The following is a 23,006-nucleotide window of genomic DNA, read 5'->3' as shown; positions in this document are numbered from 1 at the left end:
CCGGTTCGCGGCGTTCAGCGGGCATGCTCAACGTTCAGCACCTTTCCGAGGCCGAGAAACATGTTGGCGATGGTGAGAAGACCCGCCGTCACCACGATGTAGATGACGCAGAGCGCCGCGAGGGTGGGATCGGCATATTCGCGGACGTAATTGTACATGGCCACCGGCAGGGTCTGGGTCGCCTGGGCGGTGACGAACAGGGAGGCGGTGAATTCGTTGAAGGAGAGGATGGCCGCGAACAGCCAGCCGGAGAACAGCCCCGGCAGCAGCAGCGGCAGCGTCACCGTCACCAGCGCCATGCCCGGCCGCGCTCCCAGGCTGGCGGCCGCCAGTTCCAGCCGTCCATCGAGATTGTGCAGGGACACATAGACCGAGCGCATCACGAACGGCAGCACCAGCACCACATGGCAGACGATCACCAGGGCGAAGGTGCGCGTGGCATGGATCTGCGCGGCGAGGATGAGGAAGCCGAGGCCGATGGTGAAGTGCGGGATCACCAGCGGCGAGGCCAGGATCGCCTCCAGCGCCGCCTTGCCGCGAAAGCTGTAGCGGTCCAGCGCGAAGGCAAAGCCCGCCCCCACGAACAGGGCGATGGTGGAGGCAAAGGCGGTGATGATGAGGCCGTGGCGGAAGCCCTCGGCGAAGTCCCGGTAGGAAAAGGCGCGCTGGAACCAGCGCAGCGAAAAGGCCTGCGGCGGGAAGGACAGGATGGCGCGATCGTTGAAGGCGGAGATGGCCACCACCGCCGCCGGCAGGATGATGAAGGCGACGATGAGCGACACCACCACCCAGCCGGCGATCTTCAACAGCCGCTCGCCCAGGCGCGCGGGAATGAGGCGGGAGGAGGAAGGCCCCGGCATCAGTGCGCTCCGATCTTCTCAAGCGGGCGGATGGCCTGCCGCGCCATGGCCAGCACCGCAAAGGTGAGGGCAAGGCCGGTGACCGACAGCGCCGCGGCGAAAGGGAAGTTGAAGGAGGCGAATCCCAGCTGGTAGACCAGCGTGGACACCATGCTCACCCGCCCCCCGCCGATCATCTGCGGGGTGGCGAAGGCCGAGAAGGTCCAGGCGAAGGCGGTGGAAAGCCCCGCCACCACCCCGGGCATGGAGAGCGGCAGCGTCACCGTCAGGAACGCCTTCACCGGCCCGGCGCCCAGCGAGATGGCCGCCTTCTCATAGTCCCGGTCGATGTGGGAGAGGGCGGCGGCCAGCATGATCACCATCACCGGCAGCGTCACATGCACCAGCGCCACCACCACCCCGAAGGTGGTGAACATCATCTGCAGCGGCCGGTCGATGAGGCCGGCACCCTTCAGGATGGAGTTCAGGAAGCCGGTGTTGCCCAGCACGATGATCCACGAATAGGTGCGCACCACCTCGCCCAGGAAGAGCGGCGTCACCGCGGTGATCAGAAGGAAGGACTTCAGGAAGGCGTTGCGGGCGCGCACCAGCGCGAAGGCCAGGGGATAGGCCACCACCAGGGTGATGAGCGCCGTCAAAAGGCAGATCCAGACGGTCTGCAGGAACACCTGCCCGTAGAGCGGACGCAGCAGAGCCGCGAAATTGGCGAGGGAGAAGCCGCCGGGATCGAGCGAGCCGGGCACGTAGGCGCGGAAGGCATATTGCAGGATCGCCGCCAGCGCCGCAGCGGAGGCCAGCGCGGCCAGCGCGGCGGGCGTGACGAACAGGGCAAGGAAGGGGCGCTTGTTCATGGATCTCGACCGGTCTTGAGGCCGTCCCGGCACGGCTCCGGGACGGTGGGGAGGGTAGGCAGGGGGCCCGCCCTCCCCATCCGCCGCGGTGCTTTGACCGCTTCCGGGTCAGGGCAGTCTAACGGAAGCGGCCGCGCGCCGCGCTCCATCATCGCCGGGTGAAGGGGTCCTGCGGGGCGAAGGTTTCGCCCCGGCGGGTCCTCACCTGGCGATCATGTTCTCCGAAAACCACTTGCGCCACTCGGCGGTCTTCTCCGCGCGCAGCTTGTGGTCGATGATGATGGTCTGCTTCTCCCACTGCTCGGCCGTGGTGAATACGCCCGGAAGCCTGGCCGTCTCCGCGCTCACCTTGGCGCCGAGGACGGTGGGCGAGCCCTTCTTCAGTTCGGCGATCTGGCCCTGGACCACGGGATCGAGGGCGGTGTTGATGAACTTCTGCGCCAGCTCCTGCTTCTTGGAGCCCTTCATGATGGCCATGGTGTCGATGCCCAGAACGCCGCCTTCCTTGGGGATGACCAGCTTGATCGGGACGCCCTGGCCGATCATGTAATAGGCGTTCATGGACAGCATGATCTGGACCGGCGTCTCGCCGGTGGCGATGAGCTGCTGGGAGTTGGCGTCGTTGGTGTAGAAGGCCTTGAAGTTGGGCTTGAGCGCGAGGAGCTTCTGCTCGCCCTTCTGCCAGTCCGCCGGGGAGCCGCCGGCCAGCAATGCCGCCACTGCGATGATGTGGCTGGGGTCGAAATCGGGGGCGGCGACCATGCCCTTCAACTCGGGATTCCACAGGTCCGCCCAGGAGCCGAAGGTGATGGCCTTCGGGGTCAGGTCCGGCCGGTAGCCGATGGTGTAGACATAGGCCCAGGCGCCGATGTGGTATGGGCTCACCTTCGCCTGAGGCACGAGCTTCGCGACATTCGGCACCTTCGACAGGTCCAGCTCCTCAAACAGGCCGTCGGTGGCATAGAGCCAACCCACGTGCGCCGTTGTGAAAGTGATGTCGCTCTCCGGCGAACCCTTCGCGAGCTTCGCCTTGTTCAGGCGGTCGATGGTTCCACCGGTGATGTATTCCACCTCGACGCCGGTGTCGGCGGTGAATTGCTTGGCGATGGTCTCGGCGATGAGGTCGCGGAAGCTGCCGCCCCACGTGCTCACCACCAGCTTTTCCGCGGCGCTCGCCGGACCCGCCGCAAGGGCGGCCAGCGCAAGGCCGAGCGCAACCAGTTTGGCTTTCATTCGTCTCTCCTCTGGAACCGCCTTTGCGGCGGCTGCTTTTGGCTGGCGCCCCGCACATGCGGCATCGGGCGCATTACGTAAATCTACGTATATCTGCACAGGGATGGAACAGTAAATTCGATAGTTCCAAGTATTTTTATCTGATCAATCATTTTATACTTGCGGCAACAGATGCGCTCCCCGCACCGCAGGGGATGCGAGGAGAAGGACCCGGCCGCAGCGGCTTCGGCGCGCCCGCCGTGGCGGGGCATCGGGCTGCACCGCCCGTCCGGCGGCAGCCCCGCGGCCTTACGCGGGCCCGGCCGGGATCTCGGCGGTGATGTCGATCTCCATCAGATATTCCGGCTTGGCGAGGCCCTGCACGATGAGGCCGGTGGAGACGGGATAGACCCCCTTCAGCCACGCGCCCACCACCCGGTAGACCGGCTCGCGATAGGCCCGGTCGGTGATGTAGATGACGATCTTCACCACGTCCTCCAGCCGCGCCCCGGCCTCCTCCAGCAGCACCTTGGCGCAGGCCATGGCGTTTTCCGTCTGGGCGGCGGCATCGCCGATGCCGACGATGTTGCCGTCAAGGTCCATGGCGGTCTGGCCGCGCAGATACACGGTATTGCCGGCGCGGACGGCCATGCACACGTCGTTGTCGAGCTTCTGCTCGGGGTAGGCGTCCTTGGTGTTGAACGGGCGGATGCGGGTGTGGGTCGGCACGGTTGTTGGCCTCATGCAGCGGTCAGGCGCCGGTAGGCGCGGTTGGCGTAGAGCAGCGGCTCGGCCTCGCCCTCAAGGCCGTGCACGGCGGTCACCGCGCCGACGACGATGCGGTGGGTGCCGTAGGCATGGTGGGTGGCGAGGCGGCAGTCGAAGCTCATCAGCGCGCCGTCGAGCACCGGCGCCCCGCTCGCCGCCGCGCGCCATGCGGCGCAGGCGAACCGGTCCTCGCGGAATTGCGGCACCTGTCCGGCGAAGGCGTCCGACACCCCTGCCTGATGATGCGCCAGCACGTTGGCGACGAACACGCCGTTCGCCTCGATCACCTTCAGGGCGCCGCTCTGCTCATGGATGCACAGGATCACCGAAGGCGGCTCCATGCACAAAGAGGCGAGGGAGGAGACGGTCAATCCCGCGCGGCCCGCCGGTCCGTCGGTGGCGATCACCGCGACGCCGGACGCCATGCGGCGCATGGCCTCGCGGAACAGGCCGGCATCGACCGGGAAGATGTCACCGGGCGCGCTCATTTCAGCGAGCCCATCACAGTGTCGGAGAGGCCCGCCGTCCGGCGCACGAAATCCAGCGGCCCGGAGAAGTCGAAGCTCTTGTACACCGCCGCCAGATGGTTGAAGTGCGGCGCCTGGGCGAACTGCACGAAGGCGAGGCGGTGGCCGGCATAGTCGGACGACACCAGATCGCGGGCAAAGGCGAGCAGCTTGCGCCGGTCTTCCGATTCCCAATTGTCGTTCAGGGTGTAGAACTTCTTCAGCCAGTCCCTGGTGCCCTCCGCCTCGAACGCCGCAATATTGGGCGTGACGCAGATCTGGCCGCCGATCAGCTCGCGGGTGGCGTGCATCATCGTCGGCAGCTGGGAGCAGGCCAGCACGCGGCCGGCATAAAGGATGGACTGGTTGGGCATCAGCAGGCCCGCCGGGCTCTTCTCCGCCAAGGCGATGGAGGCGACGAGGTGGGCGTTGACGCCCTCGCGGTACACGGCGAGGTCCGCCAGCTTCTCCTGCACCGACTGCAGCTTGTCGAGGCCGGTCTGCTTGGCGTTCCACAGCGCCGCGCCGATCATCATGTCGGCCACGTAGAGCAGGCGCAGGACATAAGGATAGGCCGAATAGCGGTGCAGCGTGCCGCGCACGAACTGCGCCGCCCTGGTGTAGCGATAGAAGAACACATCTTCCCAGGGGATCAGCACGTCGTCGAAGATCACCAGCGTATCCACCTCGTCATAACGGTTGGCGAGGGGATAATCGGCGGGGTTGCTGCGCCCTGCGAAGGAAGAGCGGCAGATGTGCTTCACGCCCGGCGCGCCCATCTTCACGATGCAGCCCAGCGCGTAGTCGCTTTCCTTCTCGTCGGTCCAGGCGCCCACGGTGGGCTTCAGATAGGCCTGGTCGGCGTAAGCGGCGGCGGTCTCGTATTTGGCGCCGCGGATGATGATTCCGGCGTCCGTCTCCCGGGTCACATGCACCATCATGTCCGGGTCGCGCTCGGAGATGTGGCGGGAGCGGTCGCCCTTGGGATCGGTGTTGGCGGAGACGTGGAACGGGTCCTCCTCCACCACCCGCTTGATGTGGCGGTCGATATTGTCGGCGAAGCGGGGGTCGATCTCGGCCAGCATGTCGCGGCCGTCCTGCAGCGACCACATCTCGCCGATGGTTTCGTCGCCCACGCGGGTGACGACGCCGCCCACGTCCTTCAGAAGGATGTCCACGCCCTTGCGCTTGGCCTCCCAATGGGCGGTCTCGGTGGGCGGCTGGTGAAAGATGGAATGGACGGCATTCTCGTCCACATAGGTGAGCGCCGGCGCGCTCGCCTCCTCGTGGTGCAGGTCGTACATGCGCGCCTTGATATCCACGATGGGCTTGAAGGCGGGGTGGGTGGTGACGTCGCCCACGCGCTCGCCGTCGATCCAGATCTCGCGCCCGTCGCGCAGGCCCTCCTTATAGGCCGCACCGGTCCTGATCATCTCGCGCCTGCTCCCGAATTGGTCATGCCCAAAGGTGGGGCAGCGCGACGGATTGATAAAATATTTTCTCTCTGGCGAAAGGATCGGCTTTTCTGATCCAGATCAATGCGGCACAGTATGGCCTCACTGGAGCCCTTGCGACGTGCCTTTGCCCGCCCCCTGCCTCATTGCCGGAAATATTCGTCCGTTCAAGGCATTGCCGGCCATTCCCGCACGCCGGCCATGAACCTCTCCCTGCGTGCCCTGCGCTACGTGGTGGCTGCGGCGGATTGCGGCAACGTCACCGAGGCGGCCCGCCTGCTCAACGTCTCCCAGCCCTCCGTCTCCGCCGCCATCGCCCAGACCGAGCAGGAGCTGGGCGTGAACCTGTTCATCCGCCACCACGCCCGCGGCATCTCCCTCACCCCGGCCGGCCAGCGCTATGTGAACGAGGCGCGGCACCTGCTGGCCCATGCCCGCGACTTCACCCAGAGCGCCCAGTCCCTCGGCGATACCCTGCGCGGGGAAATCTCGCTGGGCTGCTTCCTCACCATCGCGCCCCGCTTCATGCCGGCCCTGCTGGCCCGCTTCGCGCAGGTGCAGCCGGGCATCACCGTGAAGCTCGAAGAGGGCGACCAGCGCGAAATCATCGACGGCATCCTCTCCGGCCGCCTGGAGCTGGCCGTGTCCTACGGCTATGCGGTGCCGGAGGAACTGGCCGGCGAGATCCTCATCGATCTGCCGCCGCTCCTGGTGCTCGCCGCCGACCATCCCCTCGCCGCGCAGCGTGCGGTGGCGCTGAAGGAGGTGGCGGACGAACCCTTCCTGCTCTACGACCTGCCCCATACCCGCGACTATTTCTTCTCCCTGTTCGACGCCCTCGGCATCTCCCCGCGCATCGCCTACCGCTCGCGCTCCTACGAGCTGATCCGCGGCCTGGTGGGGCAGAAGCGGGGCTACACGCTGCACAATGCCTCGCCGCGCACCACCATGGCCTATGACGGCAGCCGCGTTGCGGTGCGCCCGCTGAAGGAGCGCCTGCCGCCGGTGCGCGTCATGCGCCTGTCCCTGCGCCGCCAGCCCATGCGCCCGGCGGTGGAGGTGTTCGCCCGCTTCCTGTCCGATGCCTTCTCCCCCGGCGGCATGTTCGCGCCCGGCTCCATCGCCCCCGACATGGACTGACGGCACGGGCGGTTGGCACGGGCCGGAAAATTCGCGCCCCCCGTGTCGGAACCCCAAGGCAGGCTGCGTCCTTGGGGCATGGGGCCGGTGGCCCGGCACGCAGGAGAGCGACCATGCGCGTGATGGTGATCGTAAAGGCGACGGCCGACAGCGAGGCGGGCGTGATGCCCTCCGCCGAGCTGATGGAGGCCATGGGCCAATATAACGAGGAGCTGGCCAAGGCCGGCATCATGCTCTCCGGCGACGGGCTGAAGCCCTCCGCCCACGGCCGGCGCGTGGCCTTCGACGGCGCCGCACGCATCGTCATGGACGGCCCCTTCGCCGAGACCAAGGAGCTGATCGCCGGCTACTGGCTGTGGCAGGTCCGCGACATGGACGAGGCGGTGGCCTGGGTGAAGCGCTGCCCCAACCCCATGCCCGGCCCGAGCGAGATCGAGATCCGCCCGCTCTACGAGATGGACGATTTCGGCGACGCCGTGACCGAGGCCTCCCTCGCCCCGCACGAGCGCGCCCGGGACATCATCGCCGGGCGCTGAGGCCGGCCCCGGCTAATAGCCCCGGCCGGGGTCCACCCGGTTGAGCACCGCCTCGCCCGCCTTCACCCGCCGGATGTTCTCGGCGATCTGGGCGGCGGCGCTCGCGGGGATCGCCACCGAGGCCAGATGCGGGGTGACGAGCACGTTCTCCATGCCCCAGAGCGGGCTTTCCGCCGGCAGGGGCTCCACCTCGAACACGTCGAGGGTGGCCGCGCCGATCCGGCCCGCGCGCAGCGCGCCGATCAGCGCCGCCTCGTCCACCACCGGCCCGCGGGCGACGTTGATGAATGCCGCCCCCTCGGGCAGCAGGGCCAGCCGCTCCGCGTCCAGGAGCCCGCGGGTCTGCGGCGTCAGGGGCAGCATCACCACCAGGATGTCGGCGGCGGCGAGGAAGCCCGGCAGGGCCTTGATGCCGGACGCGCAGGCGATGCCGGGCAGCGTCTTCGGGCTGCGCGACCAGCCGCGCACGTCGAAGCCGTGGCGGGCGATCTCCAGCGCCGCGGCTGCGCCCAGCTCGCCCAGGCCCAACACCCCCACCCGGATCTCGCCGGCGACGCGCGGGTGCAGGTAATGCCAGCGGCGCTCGCGCTGGGCCTTCTCGAAGGCGGGAATGTCGCGGGCGTGGCGCAGCACCGCGAACAGCACGAAGGAGGCCATCATCTGCGCCATGTGCGGGTCCGACAGGCGGGTGACGGGCACGTCCGGCAGGTCGTCCCGCGCCACCAGCGCATCCACCCCCGCGCCCAGGTTGATGACCAGGGAGAGGTTGGGAAAGGCGCTGAAGAAGCCGTGCGGCGGCTTCCAGACGAGGGCGGTTTCCACCTGCGCCGGATCGCCCTCCACCGCCCCGTCGGGCACCCGCGCCACCCGCACGTCGAGGCCAGGCATTGCCGCCTTAAGCGCCGCGGTCCATTCGCCCGGCGCGTCGAACGCGCTGTAAAACACCAGTGCCCCGCCCACGCTCATCCCTCCGCCACCCCGGCCTGCGCCCCTTGCGCCGCAAGCTGCGCGGCGGCGCCGATGGCGAGTTCGTAGCCCAGCGCGCCGAGCCCCGCCACCACCCCGGTGGCGGCCCGCGACACGAAGGAATGGTGGCGGAAGGCTTCCCGCTTCCAGATGTTGCTCATGTGCGCCTCGATGATGGGCCCGTCGAAGGCCAGCAAGGCATCGAGGATGGCGATGGACGTATAGGTGAGGCCCGCCGCATTGATGACGATGGCATCCGCCTTGCCCCGGGCCTCCTGGATCCAGTCCACGATCACGCCCTCATGGTTGGACTGGCGGAAATCCAGGGCGACGCCCAGGCTCGCCGCATGGGCGAGGCAGCGGGCGCGGATGGCGGCGAAGCTCTCGCTGCCATAGGTGCCGGACGGATCGAGCCCGTAGAGGTTGGCGTTGGGTCCATTGAGGAAGAAGAGCGTCAGGGCCACCATGTCCATCCCGGCCAGCAAGGGTGCGGCTTTTGACTGTGACCCGCGCGCCGGCGCCCGGCCAATCGAAAATGAAAATGGCGCGCATCGGCTTTTCCGATTCCGCGCCGGCGGGGAACCGGTGCCCGGCCTGTGCGTTGTCCGCGGCACGAACCTGCAGGATCGCACCGCTCATGTCCTCCCTGCGCCCGTCCCAAATCCCCGCGGCCGCCACCCGCACCGTGCTCCTCGTGGAGGACGACGCGCTGGTGCGCATGGTCACCGCCGGCGAGCTGCGCGAGGCGGGGCTCACGGTGATCGAGGCTGCCTCCGCCGGGGAGGCCTATGACGCGATCCGCGCCGGCCTCGCAGTGGACGTGGTGTTCACCGACGTGCGCACCGAGGGCACCCTGGACGGCTACGAATTCGCCCGCCGGCTGCGGGCGGAGCGTCCGGCCCTGCCGGTGATCCTCACTTCCGGCCATCTCGACGGGGCGGTGGCCGCCCTGGTGGCGCCCTTCCTGGCCAAGCCCTACCGGATCGAGACGGTGATCCAGCTCATCCGCCACCAGCTGGGCGCGGCGCGCACCGCATGAGGCCACCGCCCCCGGCCTTCACCCGGTGCCGGGCGGGTGGCGGGCAGGCGCCGCGCCCGCCCCTCGGCCGCCCGGGCAGGCATCCGGCATGAGCGATCCCACCCCGGCCGCGACCATCCTCGTGGTGGATGGCGACATCCTGGTACGCCACGTCATCGCCGATTATCTGCGCAGCTGCGGCTACACCGTGCTGGAGGCGGCGAGCGGGGAGGAGGCGCGCGCGCTCCTTGCGACGGAGGCGGCGCGCATCGACGTGGTTCTCGCCGACGCCGGGGCGCAGGGCGCGTTCGAAGGCTTCGCCCTCGCCCACTGGCTGCGCCAGGCCCATCCGCGCATCAAGATCGTTCTGGCCGGCGCGCCGGTGATGGCGGCAGCCCAGGCCAGCGCGCTGTGCGACGACGGCCCGCAGGTGGGCAAGCCCTACCAGCCGCAGCAGGTGGTGGACCGCATCCGCTGGCTCATGGCCCGTCGCGACCGCCACCGGCCCTGAGGCCGGCTTGGAGGCCGGCTTGGATGCCGGCCCGGGCCGCTCACTGCAGCATGTAGCGCACGCCGAGGCGCAGTTGATGGGCGCCCAGTTCGCCGGCCGAAACGCCGCCCGCATAGCCGGGGGCGCCCAGGCTCGCATAGCGGTAGCCGAGATCGAGGCTCAGGCGGGGATTGAGGGCATAGGACACGCCGGCCCCGGCCGACCAGGCGAACGACCAGTCGTTGCCCGCGGGCGCAAGGGCGGCCGGCACATCCAGGCTGTTGATGGCAAAGCCCGCGCCGGCCGAGAGATAGGGCGTGAAGCCGGAGATGGTGATCACGTCCCAATAAAGGCTCGCCAGCGCCACGGTGGCGCTGGAGCGCAGCCGGCCGAAGGCCGAATCCGCCGCGCCGAGGGCCAGATAGTCCAGGCTCGCCTCGGCCCGCAGGAAGGTGGCGAGGCGATAGCCGAGGCCGGCGCCCACCGACCAGCCCGAGCCGTCCAGGTCAAGGCCCGTGGGCACGCCGGCAAGGGCGATGGCGCCGCCGGTGGCGGCCGCAAAGCCGGCGTCGCCGCGCAGATACCAGCCGCTGGGCGCGTCCTCGGAGACATCGGGGGGCGTCAGGGTGAAGTCGCCGGCCTTGCCCAGCCGGCTCAGGTCGATGGCCGGCTCCGTCGCCGGGTCCGCCGCCCGCCCCTCGCCCGAGGCGCACAGAAGCAGTACCGCGGCCACACCGGCCATCCACCACCCTGCCGCCACTCCACCACGCAACATTGCAGCAACCCGAGCAAGAACCCGCCTGCGGGCACCTTGTCACGGGATGCTTAAGGCCGGCTTAACCCTGACAAGCGGTTAAGCCGGCGGGGCGCGCCGCGCCCCCCGTGCGCGGCTTCAAGGGCGAAGCGCGGGGCCTGCAGGCGCCGGCCATCCACGCCGAACCGCCTGCGCCCGGGCGGAAGGCCGGCCCGCCCCCGGCCGGGGCATACCCGGCCCGGAGGCTGAAACGGACCGAAGGACGCTGCGCGCATCCCCCGGGGGGTGGCATCGTCACGCGGGCGGTCAGGCCGCCGCCTTCTGCAGGGCGCCGATCACCTCGTCCACCACATCCTCCACCAGGTCGCGGTCGTCGCCCTCCCCCATCACCCGGATCACCGGCTCGGTGCCCGAGGGGCGGATGATGAGGCGGCCGTGATTGGCGAGGCGCCGCTCGGCATCGGCGATGGCGGTCTTCACGCCCTCGTCCTCCAGCGGCCGGCCGCTGGCATAGCGCACGTTCTTGAGGATCTGCGGCAAGGGATCGAAGCGGTGGCACACTTCCGACACCGGCCTGCCCTGCCGCGCCACCACGGCCAGCACCTGCAGCGCCGCCACCAGGCCGTCGCCGGTGGTGGAATAATCGGACAGGATGATATGGCCGGATTGCTCGCCGCCCACATTGTAGCCGTCGGCCCGCATGCGCTCCAGCACGTAGCGGTCGCCCACCGCGGTGCGGGCCATGGTGATGCCCTCCCCCGCCAGGTGCCGCTCCAGGCCCAGATTGGACATGACGGTGGCCACCAGCCCGTCGCGGGCGAGGCGGCCGTCCTCCTTGAAGCTCTCGGCCACCACGGCCATGAGCTGGTCGCCGTCCACCGTGTGGCCCTTCTCGTCCACGATCATCACCCGGTCGGCGTCGCCGTCCAGCGCGATGCCGATGTCGGCGCGCACTTCGTGCACCTTGGCGGCCAGGGCGGCGGGCGAGGTGGAGCCCACGTCGCGGTTGATGTTCATGCCATCCGGCTCGACGCCGATGGCGATCACTTCGGCTCCCAGCTCCCACAGCGCCTCGGGCGCCACGCGGTAGCCGGCGCCGTGGGCGCAATCCACCACCACCCGCATGCCGTCGAACGACTGGTTCCGCGGCAAAGTGCGCTTGGCATATTCGATATAGCGGGCATGCACGCCTTCCAACCGGCGGGCGCGGCCGATCTCGGCGGGCTTGGCGAGCTGGCGGGAGAGGTCCTCGTCGATCAGCGCCTCGATCTCGCGCTCCACCTCGTCGGAGAGCTTGAAGCCGTCCGGGCCGAACAGCTTGATGCCGTTGTCGTCATACGGATTGTGCGAGGCGGAGATCATCACGCCCAGGTCGGCGCGCATGGAGCGGGTGAGCATGCCCACCGCCGGGGTCGGCATGGGGCCGAGCAGCAGCACATCCATGCCCACCGAGGTGAAGCCCGCCACCAGCGCATTTTCAATCATATAGCCGGACAGGCGGGTGTCCTTGCCGATCACCACCCGGTGGCGATACTCGCCCCGGCGGAAGACAAGCCCCGCCGCCATGCCCACGCGAAGCGCGAGGTCTGCGGTGAGCGACGCATTGGCCCGCCCGCGCACCCCGTCCGTTCCGAAATATCTGCGCGACATAATCCCTCTCGTCCCATGATTCCACGAGGGTTCGGTGGCCTTTAGCACTCCCGCGCCGGCCTTGCGATCACTTCTCGTGACCGCACCGACACGAAGACGCAGCGCAAACGCGGCACGACCCGTTGAAAATGCTCGACCAGCGCAACCGCGCGAAGGGCGCGGACGACCTTGCGCCGCCGGCCGGGGCATCTTCCACGGCCACGGTTAAGGGCCGGTGTGGACCGCGCGGCGCCATGGCATGATTGCGCGCAAGCCCGCGGCAATGCTACCGCTCCGCCGATCTTTCTACGGAGACGCATCGCCCGTGACCGCCACCGCCCTCGACGTCCTCGCCATCGGCAATGCCATTGTCGATGTCCTTTCCCGCGCCGAGGAGGACTTCCTCGCCCAGAACGGCATGGCCAAGGGCGGCATGGCGCTCATCGACGAGGCGCGGGCGGAAGCGGTCTATGCCGCCATGGGGCCGGGAACGGAAGCCTCCGGCGGCTCGGCCGCCAACACCGCGGCGGGCATCGCCTCCCTCGGCGGGCGGGCGGGCTTCATCGGCCGGGTGAAAGCGGACGCACTGGGCACCGTGTTCGGCCACGACATCCGCGCCGCCGGCGTCGCCTATTCCACCCCCGCCGCCACCGACGGGCCGGCCACCGCCCGCTGCCTCATCCTGGTGACGCCGGACGGCGAGCGCACCATGAACACCTATCTGGGCGCGGCGCAGAACCTCACCGTCGCCGACATCGACCAGGCAGCGGTGGAGAGCGCCGCCGTCACCTATCTGGAAGGCTATCTGTGGGACCCGCCGCCGGCCAAGGAGGCCTTCCTTGCCGCGGCGCGGCTGGCCCATGGCGCGGGACGCAAGGTGGCGCTCTCCCTCTCGGATGCCTTCTGCGTGGACCGCTACCGGGCCGAATTCCGCGCCTTGGTGAAGGACGGCACGGTGGACCTCGTGTTCTGCAACGAGGGCGAGCTGAAATCCCTCTATGCGACCGCCGATTTCGACGCCGCCCTGGTGGCCCTGCGCGGCGAGGCGCGGGAGGCGGTGGTGACGCGCTCGGAGAAGGGCGCCTCCTTCGTCACCGCCGGCGCGGTGGTGAGCGTGCCGGCCCATCCGGTGGAGCGGGTGGTGGACACCACCGGGGCGGGCGACCTGTTCGCCGCCGGCTTCCTTTCCGCCTACACGCGCGGCCTCGACCCGGCCACCGCGCTCCGCCTCGGCGCGCTGGCGGCGGGGGAGATCATCGGCCAGATGGGCGCGCGGCCCCAGCGGCCCCTCCTCGACCTCGCCCGCGAGGCCGGCCTGATCCTGTGAGCGACACCGGCCTGCCCGCCCCGATCGAGCCGGACGACGCGAGCGCCCGGGCGCTCGCCGCCATCGACGCGCGCACGCCGCTGTTGATGGTGCTGGGCGGGGCGGGCACGGGCAAGACCACCTTCCTGCACGAATTGCGCAAGACGCCGCGGGGGCGACAGGTGTTCCTCGCCCCCACCGGGGTGGCGGCGCTGCAGGTGGGCGGGCAGACCATCCATTCCTTCTTCGGCATTCCCCCGCGCCTGATGAACCCGGACGAGGTGAAGCCCCGGGTGCAGGTGCGCCGGCTTCTGAAGAAGCTGGACCGGGTGGTGATCGACGAGATTTCCATGGTCCGCGCCGACCTCATGGACGCCATCGACATTTCGCTGCGCATCGCCCGCGACACGTCCGAGCCGTTCGGCGGGGTGCAGATGGTGCTGGTGGGGGATTTCCTGCAATTGCCCCCCGTGGTGCCGTTTGCCGAGCAGGAGATGCTGGGGCGGATGGGGTACGAGGGGCCGTTCGCCTTCCACGCCAAGGCGCTGGACGGGCGCGACGTGGTGGGCGTGCCCTTCACCCATGTGCACCGCCAGACCGACCGCGCCTTCATCGCCATGCTGGACGCGCTGCGGCGCGGGCGCGGCGCGCGCGAGGCCGCCGAGGCGCTGAACGCGGCCTGCGTGCGGCCCCACCGGGACGGTGCCCAGCCGGTGCTGCTCACCCCCACCAATGCCCGCGCCGACGCCTACAACGCCCGCGGCCTTGCGGCCCTGCCGGACGCGGGGCGCGAGTTCGGCGGTCAGCTCAAGGGCGAGTTCGGGCTGGAGGGCGACCGCCTGCCGGTGGCGGAAAAGCTGGTGCTGAAGCGCGGCGCGCGGGTGATGGCCCTGCGCAACGATCCGGCGCGGCGCTGGGTCAACGGCTCGGTGGGCACGGTGAAGGACCTCGGCCCCCATTCGGCGGTGGTGAAGCTGGATTCCGGCCCCATTGTGGAGATCGACGCCTTCACCTGGGAGCGCATCCGCTACGGCTGGGACGAGCCGGGCGGCCGCATCGAGGCGCAGGTGGTGGGCACCTACACCCAATTGCCCTTAGCCCCCGCCTGGGCCCTCACCATGCACAAGGCGCAGGGCCTGACGCTGGACGACGTGCGCATCGACTTCGCCGACGGCGCCTTTGCGCCAGGACAGGCCTATGTGGCGCTGTCGCGGGCGCGCACGCTGGAGGGGCTTTCGCTGGTGCGGGCGATTACCGGCCGGGATGTGCGGGTGGACCGGACCGTGGCGGGGTTCATGGAGCGGTTTGAGGGGTGAGGGGGGCATGTCCAAGGCTTCAAGGCGGTGCCGAACCCGGCGACGGAAGGTTTTGCCCCGCTGCGCGGGAGTCCTGGCGCTGGACCCCGGCTCTCCCTCCACTGCGCTGCGCTGCAGTCGGCCAGGATGCGGGATCGGTGCAGGCGCATGCGTTTGCCCCCGACGTCCGCCCGCCTCTCCCGCCGTCGCCCTCCGGCTTGACCGGAGGGTCCATGGTCCGGCCGGGGCCGGTGCGGGGCGGAGGGAGGGATGCTCCGGTCAAGCCGGAGCATGACGGCGGTATCGGATCATGGCCGCGGCGAACATATCCATGGACAGCGGCGCGGAAGTCCCGGCGTCCGCCCGCCTCTCCCGCCGTCACCCTCCGGCTTGACCGGAGGGCCCATGGTCCGGCCGGGGCCGGCGCGGGGTGGAGGGGTGGATGCTCCGGTCGAGCCGGAGCATGACGGCGGTGAGGGCCGGTACGCCCGCCCCCTCACTCCCAGATCTGGAACATGTTGTCGCCTTCGTCCCGCGACGCGGGATTGCCGTACATCACCCCGCCGTGGCAATTGCCGCGGGCGTCCACGGCGATCCAGGGGTGGGTGCCGAAGGTCTTCTGGATCTTGTGGGAGTCGGGCGCCAGCGTGTGGTATTTCTTCCACTCGCCGTTGAAGTCGATCCACATGATGTTCAGCGGGATCTTGGAGAGATTGACAAAGTTCACCGTCACCGGCGCATTGCTGTTCAGCGAGCGCACGCTGCCGGGGACCGGGCAGTTCCTGCCGGTGGTCTGCTGCGGCGGCGGGGAGGGCTTCTGGCCGCGGTTGCGGGCGCATTCGCGGGCCTTGTCGAGGGCGGCCGCGGCGCCGTTCAGATTGAAGGTCTGCTCGCCCCGGTCGAGGTTCACGGAGAAGTCCGGCAGGGTGCGGAAGGCGTTGAGCTGATCGTTATTGATCATCATGGAAGCCCAGCCGTCCCCCTCCGCATGGAAGGTGCCGACCTCCGCCGCGCCGCCGAAGCCGTAATAGACCTCCACCGGCCCGGTCTTGTCATAGAAGGGCACGCCGATCTGCCACGAGCGCCCGTCCGTGCCGATGCGCAGCTCCGCCTTGCCGTTGTCGAGATCCGCCGCGCAATAGCCGAACTGGTTGTTGGCGAACACCGCGGTAATCTTCCAGCGGCCGGAGCGGTCATAGGCCGTCTCCTGCGCCGCGGCGGGAAGGGTCGCCCCAAGGGCGGCGAGAGCAACAAACCCAGCGATGATGGAAGACCTGATGGACACCGCGCCGCCCCCCGACCCGTATGGTTAACACAAGGTTGATATTTTTCCGCACTGCTACTGTCAAGCTCAGGCCAGGCGCGGTGCCGCGGTCCTTGCTATAAAAGGGCATCCCCAGCGGAAGGCCATCATGTCCGACGAGCGCGCATCCCCCGCCATCACCTTCGACGACTTCCTGAAAGTGGACATCCGCGTCGGCACCATCGTGGCAGCGGAGCCGTTCCCGCAGGCGAAGAAGCCCGCCTTCAAGCTCACCATTGATTTCGGGCCGGATATCGGGGTGAAGCGCTCCTCCGCCCAGATCACGGTGCACTACGCCCTGGAGGAGCTGGTGGGCCGGCAGGTGGCGGCGGTGGTGAATTTTCCGCCGCGGCAGATCGGGCCGTTCATGTCGCAGGTGCTCACCCTGGGCTTTCCCGATGAGAATGGCGCGGTGGTGCTCATCTCCCCCAGCGTGAAGGTGCCGGACGGCGGGCGGTTGTTCTGAGGGGGGCGCTCAGGCCTGCGCCCACCGCTCCGACCTGAAGGCGGTGGCGATGGCCTGGGCGCGGGCCATGCCGGGGTCGTCCACCTCCGCGTCCACGCCGGCGCAGGCGTCGCGGGCCGCACGCAAGAGTTCCGCCTTGGGGTGGGTGTCGCCCTCCTTGTCGCCGTAGCCGAAGTAATCGCAGGTGGCCACCAGCAGCAGCTTCTCGAACAATTCGGGATCGCGGAAGGCGCCGGTGCGCTCCAGCATGGCCGCCACCGGGCCGGCGCGCACCGGCGAGGTGCGGTGCACCCGCTCGCACTCGTTCAGCGCCAGCAGCGCCAGGTCGCGGCACAGCTGCGGCGGGGCGAGGCGATCGCAGATGGCCTCGATGCGCGGAATGGCCCGCTCCATGTGGCGGTAGTGCACCGGCAGGTGCTCGCGCGGGGAATCCGACTTGCCCGCATGCATCACCATGAGGGCGAAGCGCACCTCCAGGGGCGCGCCGCGCCCGGCCGCGGCGTCCAGCGCGGCCACCAGGAGCACCCCGAGGTCGATCTCGTCCGCCGTATCGGTGATCTGCGGCACGCCGAACACGGCGGCAACCTCCGGCAGGATGATGTCCAGCACGCCGCATTCGCGCAGCGCCTTCACCATGGCGCCCGGCCGCGCTCCCATCAGCCCGCGCGCCAGCTCGGCCCAGATCTCGGCGCCGGAAAGGCCGTCCAGCGCACCCACCTCCATCTGCTCGAACATGAGGTCGAGGGTGTCGTCGTCCGCCGCCCCGCCCTCGGCCATCAGCGCCGCGAGGCGCAGCAGCGCGAGGCCCGGATGGGTCTGCACCAGATCGAAGGGAAGGGAAGCCGGCGTCTTGTCCATGGCGCATAGGATCATCAGCCGGCGAAGCGGGGCAAGCCCAAGCTCTAGGCATGCCTAAACTATGAGCTAAACCGGAATGCGCACGGTGGCCCTGAGCCCGCCCATGGGGCTGTCGGCCAGGGTGACATCGCCGCCATGGGCGCGGGCCACGTCGCGGGCGATGGACAGGCCGAGGCCGGAGCCGCCGGCATCCTGGTTGCGCGCATCGTCGAGGCGCAGGAAGGGGCGGAACACCTCCTCGCGCTTCTCCTCGGGAATGCCCGGCCCGTCGTCGTCCACGGTCACGATCAGCCAGCGCGCATCGCGGTTGCCGGAAATGGCCACCGTTCCGGCGTGGCGCACCGCATTGTTCACGAGATTGCCGATGCAGCGCTTGAGCTGGTCGGCCTTCACCTCCACCAAAGGCGGGCCCATGAAGCTGGCGGTGGCGGTGGCGCCGTCGCGCTCGGCATTGAGGCGCAGATCCTCGATCAGCTCGCTCATGTCGGTCAGCGCCGCCTGCTCGCCCGGGTCGCCGCGGGCGAAGGCGAGGTAGGCTTCCAGCATGCCCTGCAGCTCGTCCACGTCCTTCTTCAGCGCCTCGCTCTCGCCCTCCGGCAGGAAGGCCAGTTCCAGCTTGAAGCGGGTGAGGATGGTGCGCATGTCGTGGGAAACGCCGGCCAGCATGGTGGTGCGCTGCTCGATCTGCCGCTCGATGCGCCGCTTCATCTCCAGGAAGGCCACGGCGGCGCGCCGCACCTCGCGGGCGCCGCGGGGGCGGAAATTCTCCACGTCCCGCCCCTTGCCGAAGGCCTCGGCCGCGTCGGCCAGGTTCTCGATGGGGCGGATCTGGTTGCGCAGGAACAGGATGGCGACGGTCAGCAGCACCAGGCTCGTCCCCACCATCCACAACAGGAAGATATGCGAGTTGGAGGCATAAGCGGCATTGCGCTGGGCGAAGATGCGCAGCACCGCATCATCCATCTTCACCCGCACCTCGATGAGGTTGGAGCGGCCCACCGTGTCGATCCAGAACGGCGCCTTCACCCGCCGGCCGATCTCGCGGGAGAGGGCGCTGTCCAGCACCGAGAAGAAGGGCTTGGGCCCGGGCGGGGGCAGCGGGTCCGGCGGCAGCACCGCCACGTTGAGGCCCAGGTTGCGCCATGCGATGCGGCGCAGCGCGGAAAGCTCCTTGTCCTTCGGCAGCACGTCGTAGAGGGCGACGACGGCGGAGATGTCCTGGCTGACGGCGGCGGAGAGGCGGCGCGTCACCGTATTGTAGTGGCGCTCCATGAACACGAAGGCCACCACCGACTGCAGGATCACCATGGGGGTGACGATGATGAGCAGCGAGCGCGGGTAGAGGCCCTTGGGCGTCACCCGGTTGAACCAGGCGGCGAAGCGGGCATTGGCGGTCCGCAGCCAGCCGGCGAAGGTCTTCAGTCCCGAAGGGCCGCTGTCCGCCACGCTCAAGGGGTCACCACGAGGCGATAGCCGATCCCCCGCACGGTCTGCAGGTGCATGGGATTGGCCGGGTCGCGCTCCAGCTTGCGGCGCAGGCGGTTCACCTGCACGTCCACCGCCCGCTCGCTGGCGGCCCCCCCGCCGGCCAAAGCGAGGCGCGGAACGGTTTCGCCCGGCTCCTCGGCCAGGGCGCGCAGCATGTCGCGCTCGCGCTCGGTGATGCGCACAAGTTCGCCGTTGCGGGACAGCTCGCCGCGCTCCAGGTGGAAGCTGAAATCGCCGAAGCGCACGCTCTCTATGGCCTTCTGCGGCGGCGGCAGCGCCCGCTTCAGGATGGAGCCGATGCGCAGAAGCAGCTCGCGCGGCTCGAACGGCTTGGCGAGATAATCGTCCACCCCCGCCTCCAGGCCGGTGATGCGGTCTGCCGTCTCGGAGCGGGCGGTGAGCATCAGGATGGGCACGGCGGAGGAACGGCGCAGGTCGCGGGCGAGGTCGAGGCCGCTCTCCCCCGGCATCATCACGTCCAGCACCAGAAGGTCGAAGGCCAGGCCCTCCAGCCGGCTGCGCGCCTCGGCCGCCGAGGCCGCGGTGGAGACGCGATAGCCGTTCTCGATCAGGAAGCGGGAAAGCAGGGTGCGGATGCGGCTGTCGTCATCCACCACCAAAAGGTGGGGCGCATCGTCCGGCAGCATCGCCGGGGCGGGGGCGTCAGCCATGGTGGCGCTCCCGGGGGCGGGCGCGCGCAGGGTGGGGGCGTTCGGTCCGAAGGGTCTGCATGGCCTCGTCTTCGCACGGGTTGCGGGCGGCGGCCAGAGGCTGCGGCGCCGGGATCACGCCGGCCGGGCGCGCGCCGCGCGGTCCGCGCGCTGGATCAGCCGCTCCACCGCCGTGCGATCCTCCGGGTCGATCATGGCGAGAAGAAAGCGGCGCACCGCCTCGCGGCCATCCGGCCCGCTGGCCTCCAGCGCACCGGCCAGCCGCTTGCCCTGGATGGAAACGAACTGGCGCGCCAGCGCCTCGCCCTTGGCGGTGGGAAACAGCAGGCGCTGGCGCCGGTCGGCCGCGCCGGCGCGGCTCTCCACGAAGCCTTCGTCCACCAGCTCGCGCAGCACCCGGCCCAGGCTCTGCTTGGTGATGCGCAGGATGTCCAGAAGATCGGTGACGCGCATGCCGGGATGCCGGTTCACGAAGTGAACCACCCGGTGGTGCGCCCGGCCGAAGCCGATGGGTGCGAGAATCTGGTCCGGGTCGCCCACGAAATCCCGGTAGGCGAAGAACAGAAGCTCGATGAAATCCACCAGCGGCAGGCTGTCCGCGTCCTCGGAAGGGGCGGCGCGCGCGATGGCAGGCTCGGATACGAGAAGGGTGTTTATGTCAGCCATGTTGACTTTTTTCGTTTTGATCGTTACCCAAAGAACCTGCTCCACGAAATGATCGGTCGCCACGCCGTAGCATGGCGGTCATTCGTTTCGCGGGTTTGCCAGCATCCTTAGCAGGCGTAAAGATATCCCCATGTGCGCCGGCTGCAAGGCCGCGTCGGTGCAATCGGGGGGAAGCCGCGCGGACGACGCGGTTGAATGAATAAGGAGTTGAAGATCATGAGCGCCCACAGTGTTCCCTTCGATCAGCGCGACGGCTGGATCTGGTACGACGGCGTCTTCGTGCCGTGGGCCGATGCCAAGCTGCATGTCCTGTCCCACGGCCTGCACTATGGCAGCACCGTGTTCGAGGGTGAACGCGCCTATGGCGGCAAGATCTTCAAGAGCGCGGAGCATTCCGAGCGCCTGCGCCTCTCGGCGGAGATGCTGGACTTCACCATTCCCTACACCATCGGCGAGATCGACGCCGCCAAGAAGGCGACGCTGGAGAAGAACAACCTGGTGGATGCCTATATCCGCCCGGTGGCGTGGCGCGGCAGCGAGATGATGGGCGTCGCCGCCCAGAACAACACCATCCACCTCGCCATCGGCGTGTGGGAATGGCCGAGCTATTTCGATCCCGAGCAGCGGCTGAAGGGCCTGCGGCTCGACATGTCCGAATGGCGCCGGCCCGACCCGGCGACCATCCCCTGCCGGGCGAAGGCGGCGGGCCTCTACATGATCTGCACCATCTCCAAGCACCGCGCCGAGCGCCGCGGCTTTGCCGATGCGCTGATGCTGGACTATCGCGGCTATGTGGCCGAGTGCACCGGCGCCAACATCTTCTTCGTGAAGGACGGCGTCATCCACACCCCCAAGCCCGACTGCTTCCTGGACGGCATCACCCGCCGCACGGTGATCGAGATCGCCCGCCGCCACGGCATCGAGGTGGTGGAGCGCCACATCCTGCCGGAAGAGCTTTCGAACTTCACCGAATGCTTCATCACCGGCACCGCGGCGGAGGTCACCCCCGTGGGCGCCATCGCCGACTGGACCTTCGCGCCGTCCGGCATCACGCACCAGCTGATGGATTCCTATTCCGCGGAAGTGCGCCCGAAGCAGCAGGCGGCCTGATCGGCACCGGCGCGGCGGCGGCCACTCTTCAATCGGCGAGCGGCCGATCGCCCTCTAACTTATGGATAGAGAACGCGTTATCCGATCAGCTTGCGTTGCAAGCTGATCGGCGCGCGCTCTAGACTTGCGCCCTGCCTGCCGGGATTCGCGCGGCGGCAGGGGGAACCGGCATGGCGCGGCGCGACACCAGCTTCATCTGCCAGGCCTGCGGCGCGGTCTATTCGCGCTGGCAGGGCAAGTGCGAGGCCTGCGGCGGCTGGAACACCATTTCCGAGGAAGTGGCGGTGGCGGCCAGCGTTCCCGCCGCCCAGCGCGCCGGCCGCAAGGGCCGCGCCGTGGTGCTGGAAACCCTCCAGGGCACCGCCAAGCCCGCCCCCCGGCTCGTCTGCGGCATCGGCGAGCTGGACCGGGTGGCCGGCGGCGGCTTCGTGCCCGGCTCCATCGTGCTCATCGGCGGCGACCCCGGCATCGGCAAGTCCACGCTGCTGGTGCAGGCCTCGGCCGCGCTGGCGGCGCGCGGCCAGCGGGTGGTCTATGTCTCCGGCGAGGAGGCGGTGGACCAGGTGCGCCTGCGCGCCCAGCGCCTCGGCCTCGACAAGGCGGAGGTGGGGCTTGCCGCCGAAACCAATGCCGAGAACATCATCGCCACGTTGTCCGGCGGCCCGCCGGTTCACATGGTCGTGATCGATTCCATCCAGACCATGTGGTCGGACAGCGTGGATTCCGCGCCGGGGACGGTCACGCAGGTGCGCACCTCGGCCCAGTTGCTGGTGCGTTATGCCAAGCAGACCGGGGCCTGCGTGATCCTGGTGGGCCATGTGACCAAGGACGGGCAGATCGCCGGCCCGCGGGTGGTGGAGCACATGGTGGATGCCGTCTTCTCCTTCGAGGGCGACGGCGGCCACCAGTTCCGCATCCTGCGCGCGCAGAAGAACCGCTTCGGCCCCACCGACGAGATCGGCGTGTTCGAGATGACCGGCCGCGGCCTCGCCGAGGTGGCCAACCCCTCCGAGCTGTTCCTGTCCAACCGCGACGCCGGGGCCCCCGGCACCGCCGTGTTCGCCGGCATGGAGGGCACGCGGCCGGTGCTGGTGGAGATCCAGGCGCTGGTGGCCCCCTCCTCGCTGGGCACGCCACGCCGCGCCGTGGTGGGCTGGGACCCCAACCGCCTGTCCATGGTTCTGGCGGTGCTGGATGCGCGCTGCGGCGTGCGGCTGGGCGGGCATGACGTCTATCTCAACGTGGCCGGCGGCCTCAGGATCGGCGAGCCGGCCGCCGACCTTGCCGTGGCCGCGGCCCTCGTCTCTTCGCTCACCGGGGCGCCCCTGCCGGCGGATGCGGTCTATTTCGGCGAGGCCAGCCTCACCGGCGCGGTGCGGCAGGTGGCGCAGGCGCCGGCCCGGCTGAAGGAGGCCGCCAAGCTCGGCTTCGCCCGGGCGGTGATCCCCGGCGGCGGGCTCGAAGCGGTGGACGCAGCGGTGGCCCTGCAGCCCATCTCATCCCTCGCGGAGCTGGTTGCGGCCATCGCCGCCTGCGCCCCTCGCCGGCCAGCCATGCGCGAAACGCGGGGCGAGGGCGCGCGCAAGGCCCCGCCCCGGGCGGTGGAGCACGCCGGATGGGGTGACGACGAGGAAGGGTGACGCGACGCGGCGCGCGGGC

The 23,006-nt window shown here is 69.5% G+C and carries 24 protein-coding genes; 9 read left to right on the top strand and 15 right to left on the bottom strand.

Annotated elements, in window-relative coordinates; all coding sequences use genetic code 11:
* Positions 1-14: 14 nt before the first annotated feature.
* The 6 genes from ACI7BZ_RS09920 to ACI7BZ_RS09895 form a co-directional block, all read right to left on the bottom strand.
* A complete protein-coding gene (locus ACI7BZ_RS09920) occupies positions 15-860 on the bottom strand; it encodes an ABC transporter permease (protein ID WP_414116998.1) in 846 nt (281 codons plus the stop codon).
* The gene (locus ACI7BZ_RS09915) at positions 860-1,711 is read right to left on the bottom strand and encodes an ABC transporter permease (protein ID WP_414116997.1); all 852 of its coding nucleotides are present in this window, start codon (positions 1,709-1,711) and stop codon (positions 860-862) included. The genes ACI7BZ_RS09920 and ACI7BZ_RS09915 overlap by 1 nt, the downstream gene beginning before the upstream one ends.
* A gap of 201 nt (positions 1,712-1,912) precedes the next feature.
* Entirely contained in the window at positions 1,913-2,944 is a 1,032-nt protein-coding gene (locus tag ACI7BZ_RS09910; protein WP_414116996.1) for an ABC transporter substrate-binding protein, read from the bottom strand.
* Positions 2,945-3,232: 288 nt separating this feature from the next.
* Positions 3,233-3,652 (bottom strand): RidA family protein, encoded by a 420-nt coding sequence (locus ACI7BZ_RS09905; protein ID WP_414116995.1) that lies wholly within the window; start codon positions 3,650-3,652, stop codon positions 3,233-3,235.
* A gap of 11 nt (positions 3,653-3,663) precedes the next feature.
* Positions 3,664-4,179 carry a flavin reductase family protein gene (locus tag ACI7BZ_RS09900; RefSeq protein ID WP_414116994.1) on the bottom strand — a complete coding sequence of 172 codons (516 nt, stop codon included), beginning with the start codon at positions 4,177-4,179 and terminating at the stop codon, positions 3,664-3,666.
* Positions 4,176-5,630 (bottom strand): 4-hydroxyphenylacetate 3-hydroxylase family protein, encoded by a 1,455-nt coding sequence (locus tag ACI7BZ_RS09895; RefSeq protein WP_414116993.1) that lies wholly within the window; start codon positions 5,628-5,630, stop codon positions 4,176-4,178. Before ACI7BZ_RS09895 ends, ACI7BZ_RS09900 begins: the two co-directional genes overlap by 4 nt.
* A gap of 222 nt (positions 5,631-5,852) precedes the next feature.
* Between ACI7BZ_RS09895 and ACI7BZ_RS09890 the strand changes: the two genes are divergently transcribed.
* Together ACI7BZ_RS09890 and ACI7BZ_RS09885 are read left to right on the top strand one after the other, a co-directional pair.
* Positions 5,853-6,791 (top strand): LysR family transcriptional regulator, encoded by a 939-nt coding sequence (locus ACI7BZ_RS09890; RefSeq protein WP_414116992.1) that lies wholly within the window; start codon positions 5,853-5,855, stop codon positions 6,789-6,791.
* 113 nt (positions 6,792-6,904) lie between these two features.
* Entirely contained in the window at positions 6,905-7,327 is a 423-nt protein-coding gene (locus tag ACI7BZ_RS09885; protein ID WP_414116990.1) for a YciI family protein, read from the top strand.
* A gap of 12 nt (positions 7,328-7,339) precedes the next feature.
* On the opposite strand, the gene ACI7BZ_RS09880 is transcribed toward ACI7BZ_RS09885, so the two are convergent.
* Both ACI7BZ_RS09880 and ACI7BZ_RS09875 read right to left on the bottom strand, forming a co-directional pair.
* Positions 7,340-8,293 (bottom strand): 2-hydroxyacid dehydrogenase, encoded by a 954-nt coding sequence (locus ACI7BZ_RS09880; RefSeq protein WP_414116989.1) that lies wholly within the window; start codon positions 8,291-8,293, stop codon positions 7,340-7,342.
* Positions 8,290-8,766 (bottom strand): type II 3-dehydroquinate dehydratase, encoded by a 477-nt coding sequence (locus tag ACI7BZ_RS09875; protein ID WP_414119133.1) that lies wholly within the window; start codon positions 8,764-8,766, stop codon positions 8,290-8,292. Before ACI7BZ_RS09875 ends, ACI7BZ_RS09880 begins: the two co-directional genes overlap by 4 nt.
* A gap of 164 nt (positions 8,767-8,930) precedes the next feature.
* On the opposite strand from ACI7BZ_RS09875, the gene ACI7BZ_RS09870 reads away from it, so the two are divergent.
* Positions 8,931-9,332, top strand: a complete 402-nt coding sequence (locus tag ACI7BZ_RS09870) for a response regulator (protein WP_414116988.1) — start codon at positions 8,931-8,933, stop codon at positions 9,330-9,332.
* An 88-nt stretch (positions 9,333-9,420) separates the two neighbouring features.
* Positions 9,421-9,822 (top strand): response regulator transcription factor, encoded by a 402-nt coding sequence (locus ACI7BZ_RS09865; RefSeq protein WP_414116987.1) that lies wholly within the window; start codon positions 9,421-9,423, stop codon positions 9,820-9,822.
* A gap of 40 nt (positions 9,823-9,862) precedes the next feature.
* Here the strand turns inward: ACI7BZ_RS09865 and ACI7BZ_RS09860 are convergent, their stop codons facing one another.
* Both ACI7BZ_RS09860 and glmM read right to left on the bottom strand, forming a co-directional pair.
* The gene (locus tag ACI7BZ_RS09860; RefSeq protein ID WP_414116986.1) at positions 9,863-10,543 is read right to left on the bottom strand and encodes an outer membrane protein; all 681 of its coding nucleotides are present in this window, start codon (positions 10,541-10,543) and stop codon (positions 9,863-9,865) included.
* Positions 10,544-10,861: 318 nt separating this feature from the next.
* A complete protein-coding gene (gene glmM, locus ACI7BZ_RS09855) occupies positions 10,862-12,205 on the bottom strand; it encodes a phosphoglucosamine mutase (RefSeq protein ID WP_414116985.1) in 1,344 nt (447 codons plus the stop codon).
* A gap of 304 nt (positions 12,206-12,509) precedes the next feature.
* Here glmM and ACI7BZ_RS09850 point away from each other — a divergent pair, with 304 nt between their 5' ends.
* Together ACI7BZ_RS09850 and ACI7BZ_RS09845 are read left to right on the top strand one after the other, a co-directional pair.
* On the top strand, positions 12,510-13,511 hold the full coding sequence (locus ACI7BZ_RS09850) for an adenosine kinase (RefSeq protein ID WP_414116984.1): 1,002 nt from the start codon (positions 12,510-12,512) through the stop codon (positions 13,509-13,511).
* Positions 13,508-14,806, top strand: a complete 1,299-nt coding sequence (locus tag ACI7BZ_RS09845) for an ATP-dependent DNA helicase (RefSeq protein ID WP_414116983.1) — start codon at positions 13,508-13,510, stop codon at positions 14,804-14,806. Before ACI7BZ_RS09850 ends, ACI7BZ_RS09845 begins: the two co-directional genes overlap by 4 nt.
* Before the next feature lie 475 nt (positions 14,807-15,281).
* Here ACI7BZ_RS09845 and ACI7BZ_RS09840 read toward each other — a convergent pair whose 3' ends face one another.
* A complete protein-coding gene (locus ACI7BZ_RS09840; protein WP_414116982.1) occupies positions 15,282-16,070 on the bottom strand; it encodes a VHL beta domain-containing protein in 789 nt (262 codons plus the stop codon).
* Between the two features lie 127 nt (positions 16,071-16,197).
* Here ACI7BZ_RS09840 and ACI7BZ_RS09835 point away from each other — a divergent pair, with 127 nt between their 5' ends.
* Complete coding sequence (locus tag ACI7BZ_RS09835) at positions 16,198-16,554, top strand: tRNA-binding protein (RefSeq protein WP_414116981.1); 357 nt, start codon at positions 16,198-16,200, stop codon at positions 16,552-16,554.
* Positions 16,555-16,563: 9 nt separating this feature from the next.
* Here the strand turns inward: ACI7BZ_RS09835 and ACI7BZ_RS09830 are convergent, their stop codons facing one another.
* The 4 genes from ACI7BZ_RS09830 to ACI7BZ_RS09815 form a co-directional block, all read right to left on the bottom strand.
* Entirely contained in the window at positions 16,564-17,412 is an 849-nt protein-coding gene (locus tag ACI7BZ_RS09830) for a tRNA nucleotidyltransferase (protein WP_414116980.1), read from the bottom strand.
* A 66-nt stretch (positions 17,413-17,478) separates the two neighbouring features.
* On the bottom strand, positions 17,479-18,864 hold the full coding sequence (locus tag ACI7BZ_RS09825) for an ATP-binding protein (protein ID WP_414116979.1): 1,386 nt from the start codon (positions 18,862-18,864) through the stop codon (positions 17,479-17,481).
* Positions 18,861-19,571: a response regulator gene (locus ACI7BZ_RS09820; protein ID WP_414116978.1), complete on the bottom strand. Its 711-nt coding sequence runs from the start codon at positions 19,569-19,571 to the stop codon at positions 18,861-18,863. Before ACI7BZ_RS09820 ends, ACI7BZ_RS09825 begins: the two co-directional genes overlap by 4 nt.
* A 114-nt stretch (positions 19,572-19,685) precedes the next feature.
* Positions 19,686-20,237: a MarR family winged helix-turn-helix transcriptional regulator gene (locus ACI7BZ_RS09815; RefSeq protein ID WP_414116977.1), complete on the bottom strand. Its 552-nt coding sequence runs from the start codon at positions 20,235-20,237 to the stop codon at positions 19,686-19,688.
* 216 nt (positions 20,238-20,453) lie between these two features.
* Between ACI7BZ_RS09815 and ACI7BZ_RS09810 the strand changes: the two genes are divergently transcribed.
* Positions 20,454-21,347, top strand: a complete 894-nt coding sequence (locus ACI7BZ_RS09810) for a branched-chain amino acid aminotransferase (RefSeq protein ID WP_414116975.1) — start codon at positions 20,454-20,456, stop codon at positions 21,345-21,347.
* 170 nt (positions 21,348-21,517) lie between these two features.
* Positions 21,518-22,987 carry a DNA repair protein RadA gene (radA, locus tag ACI7BZ_RS09805; RefSeq protein WP_414116974.1) on the top strand — a complete coding sequence of 490 codons (1,470 nt, stop codon included), beginning with the start codon at positions 21,518-21,520 and terminating at the stop codon, positions 22,985-22,987.
* The last annotated feature ends 19 nt before the right edge of the window (positions 22,988-23,006 follow it).

Origin of the sequence: Xanthobacter sp. AM11 (assembly GCF_047444035.1) — a bacterium.
In the GTDB taxonomy this organism is placed as follows: domain Bacteria; phylum Pseudomonadota; class Alphaproteobacteria; order Rhizobiales; family Xanthobacteraceae; genus Xanthobacter.
This window is presented reverse-complemented; position numbering and strand designations above follow the sequence as displayed.

Bases quoted from the DNA above. Each gene is read 5' to 3' on its own strand.
- ACI7BZ_RS09920 (WP_414116998.1), bottom strand. From the start codon at position 860: ATGCCGGGGCCTTCCTCCTCCCGCCTCATTCCCGCGCGCCTGGGCGAG.
- ACI7BZ_RS09915 (WP_414116997.1), bottom strand. From the start codon at position 1,711: ATGAACAAGCGCCCCTTCCTTGCCCTGTTCGTCACGCCCGCCGCGCTG.
- ACI7BZ_RS09910 (WP_414116996.1), bottom strand. From the start codon at position 2,944: ATGAAAGCCAAACTGGTTGCGCTCGGCCTTGCGCTGGCCGCCCTTGCG.
- ACI7BZ_RS09900 (WP_414116994.1), bottom strand. From the start codon at position 4,179: ATGAGCGCGCCCGGTGACATCTTCCCGGTCGATGCCGGCCTGTTCCGC.
- ACI7BZ_RS09895 (WP_414116993.1), bottom strand. From the start codon at position 5,630: ATGATCAGGACCGGTGCGGCCTATAAGGAGGGCCTGCGCGACGGGCGC.
- ACI7BZ_RS09890 (WP_414116992.1), top strand. From the start codon at position 5,853: ATGAACCTCTCCCTGCGTGCCCTGCGCTACGTGGTGGCTGCGGCGGAT.
- ACI7BZ_RS09885 (WP_414116990.1), top strand. From the start codon at position 6,905: ATGCGCGTGATGGTGATCGTAAAGGCGACGGCCGACAGCGAGGCGGGC.
- ACI7BZ_RS09880 (WP_414116989.1), bottom strand. From the start codon at position 8,293: ATGAGCGTGGGCGGGGCACTGGTGTTTTACAGCGCGTTCGACGCGCCG.
- ACI7BZ_RS09875 (WP_414119133.1), bottom strand. From the start codon at position 8,766: ATGGACATGGTGGCCCTGACGCTCTTCTTCCTCAATGGACCCAACGCC.
- ACI7BZ_RS09870 (WP_414116988.1), top strand. From the start codon at position 8,931: ATGTCCTCCCTGCGCCCGTCCCAAATCCCCGCGGCCGCCACCCGCACC.
- ACI7BZ_RS09865 (WP_414116987.1), top strand. From the start codon at position 9,421: ATGAGCGATCCCACCCCGGCCGCGACCATCCTCGTGGTGGATGGCGAC.
- ACI7BZ_RS09860 (WP_414116986.1), bottom strand. From the start codon at position 10,543: ATGGCCGGTGTGGCCGCGGTACTGCTTCTGTGCGCCTCGGGCGAGGGG.
- glmM (WP_414116985.1), bottom strand. From the start codon at position 12,205: ATGTCGCGCAGATATTTCGGAACGGACGGGGTGCGCGGGCGGGCCAAT.
- ACI7BZ_RS09835 (WP_414116981.1), top strand. From the start codon at position 16,198: ATGTCCGACGAGCGCGCATCCCCCGCCATCACCTTCGACGACTTCCTG.
- ACI7BZ_RS09830 (WP_414116980.1), bottom strand. From the start codon at position 17,412: ATGGACAAGACGCCGGCTTCCCTTCCCTTCGATCTGGTGCAGACCCAT.
- ACI7BZ_RS09820 (WP_414116978.1), bottom strand. From the start codon at position 19,571: ATGGCTGACGCCCCCGCCCCGGCGATGCTGCCGGACGATGCGCCCCAC.
- ACI7BZ_RS09815 (WP_414116977.1), bottom strand. From the start codon at position 20,237: ATGGCTGACATAAACACCCTTCTCGTATCCGAGCCTGCCATCGCGCGC.
- ACI7BZ_RS09810 (WP_414116975.1), top strand. From the start codon at position 20,454: ATGAGCGCCCACAGTGTTCCCTTCGATCAGCGCGACGGCTGGATCTGG.
- radA (WP_414116974.1), top strand. From the start codon at position 21,518: ATGGCGCGGCGCGACACCAGCTTCATCTGCCAGGCCTGCGGCGCGGTC.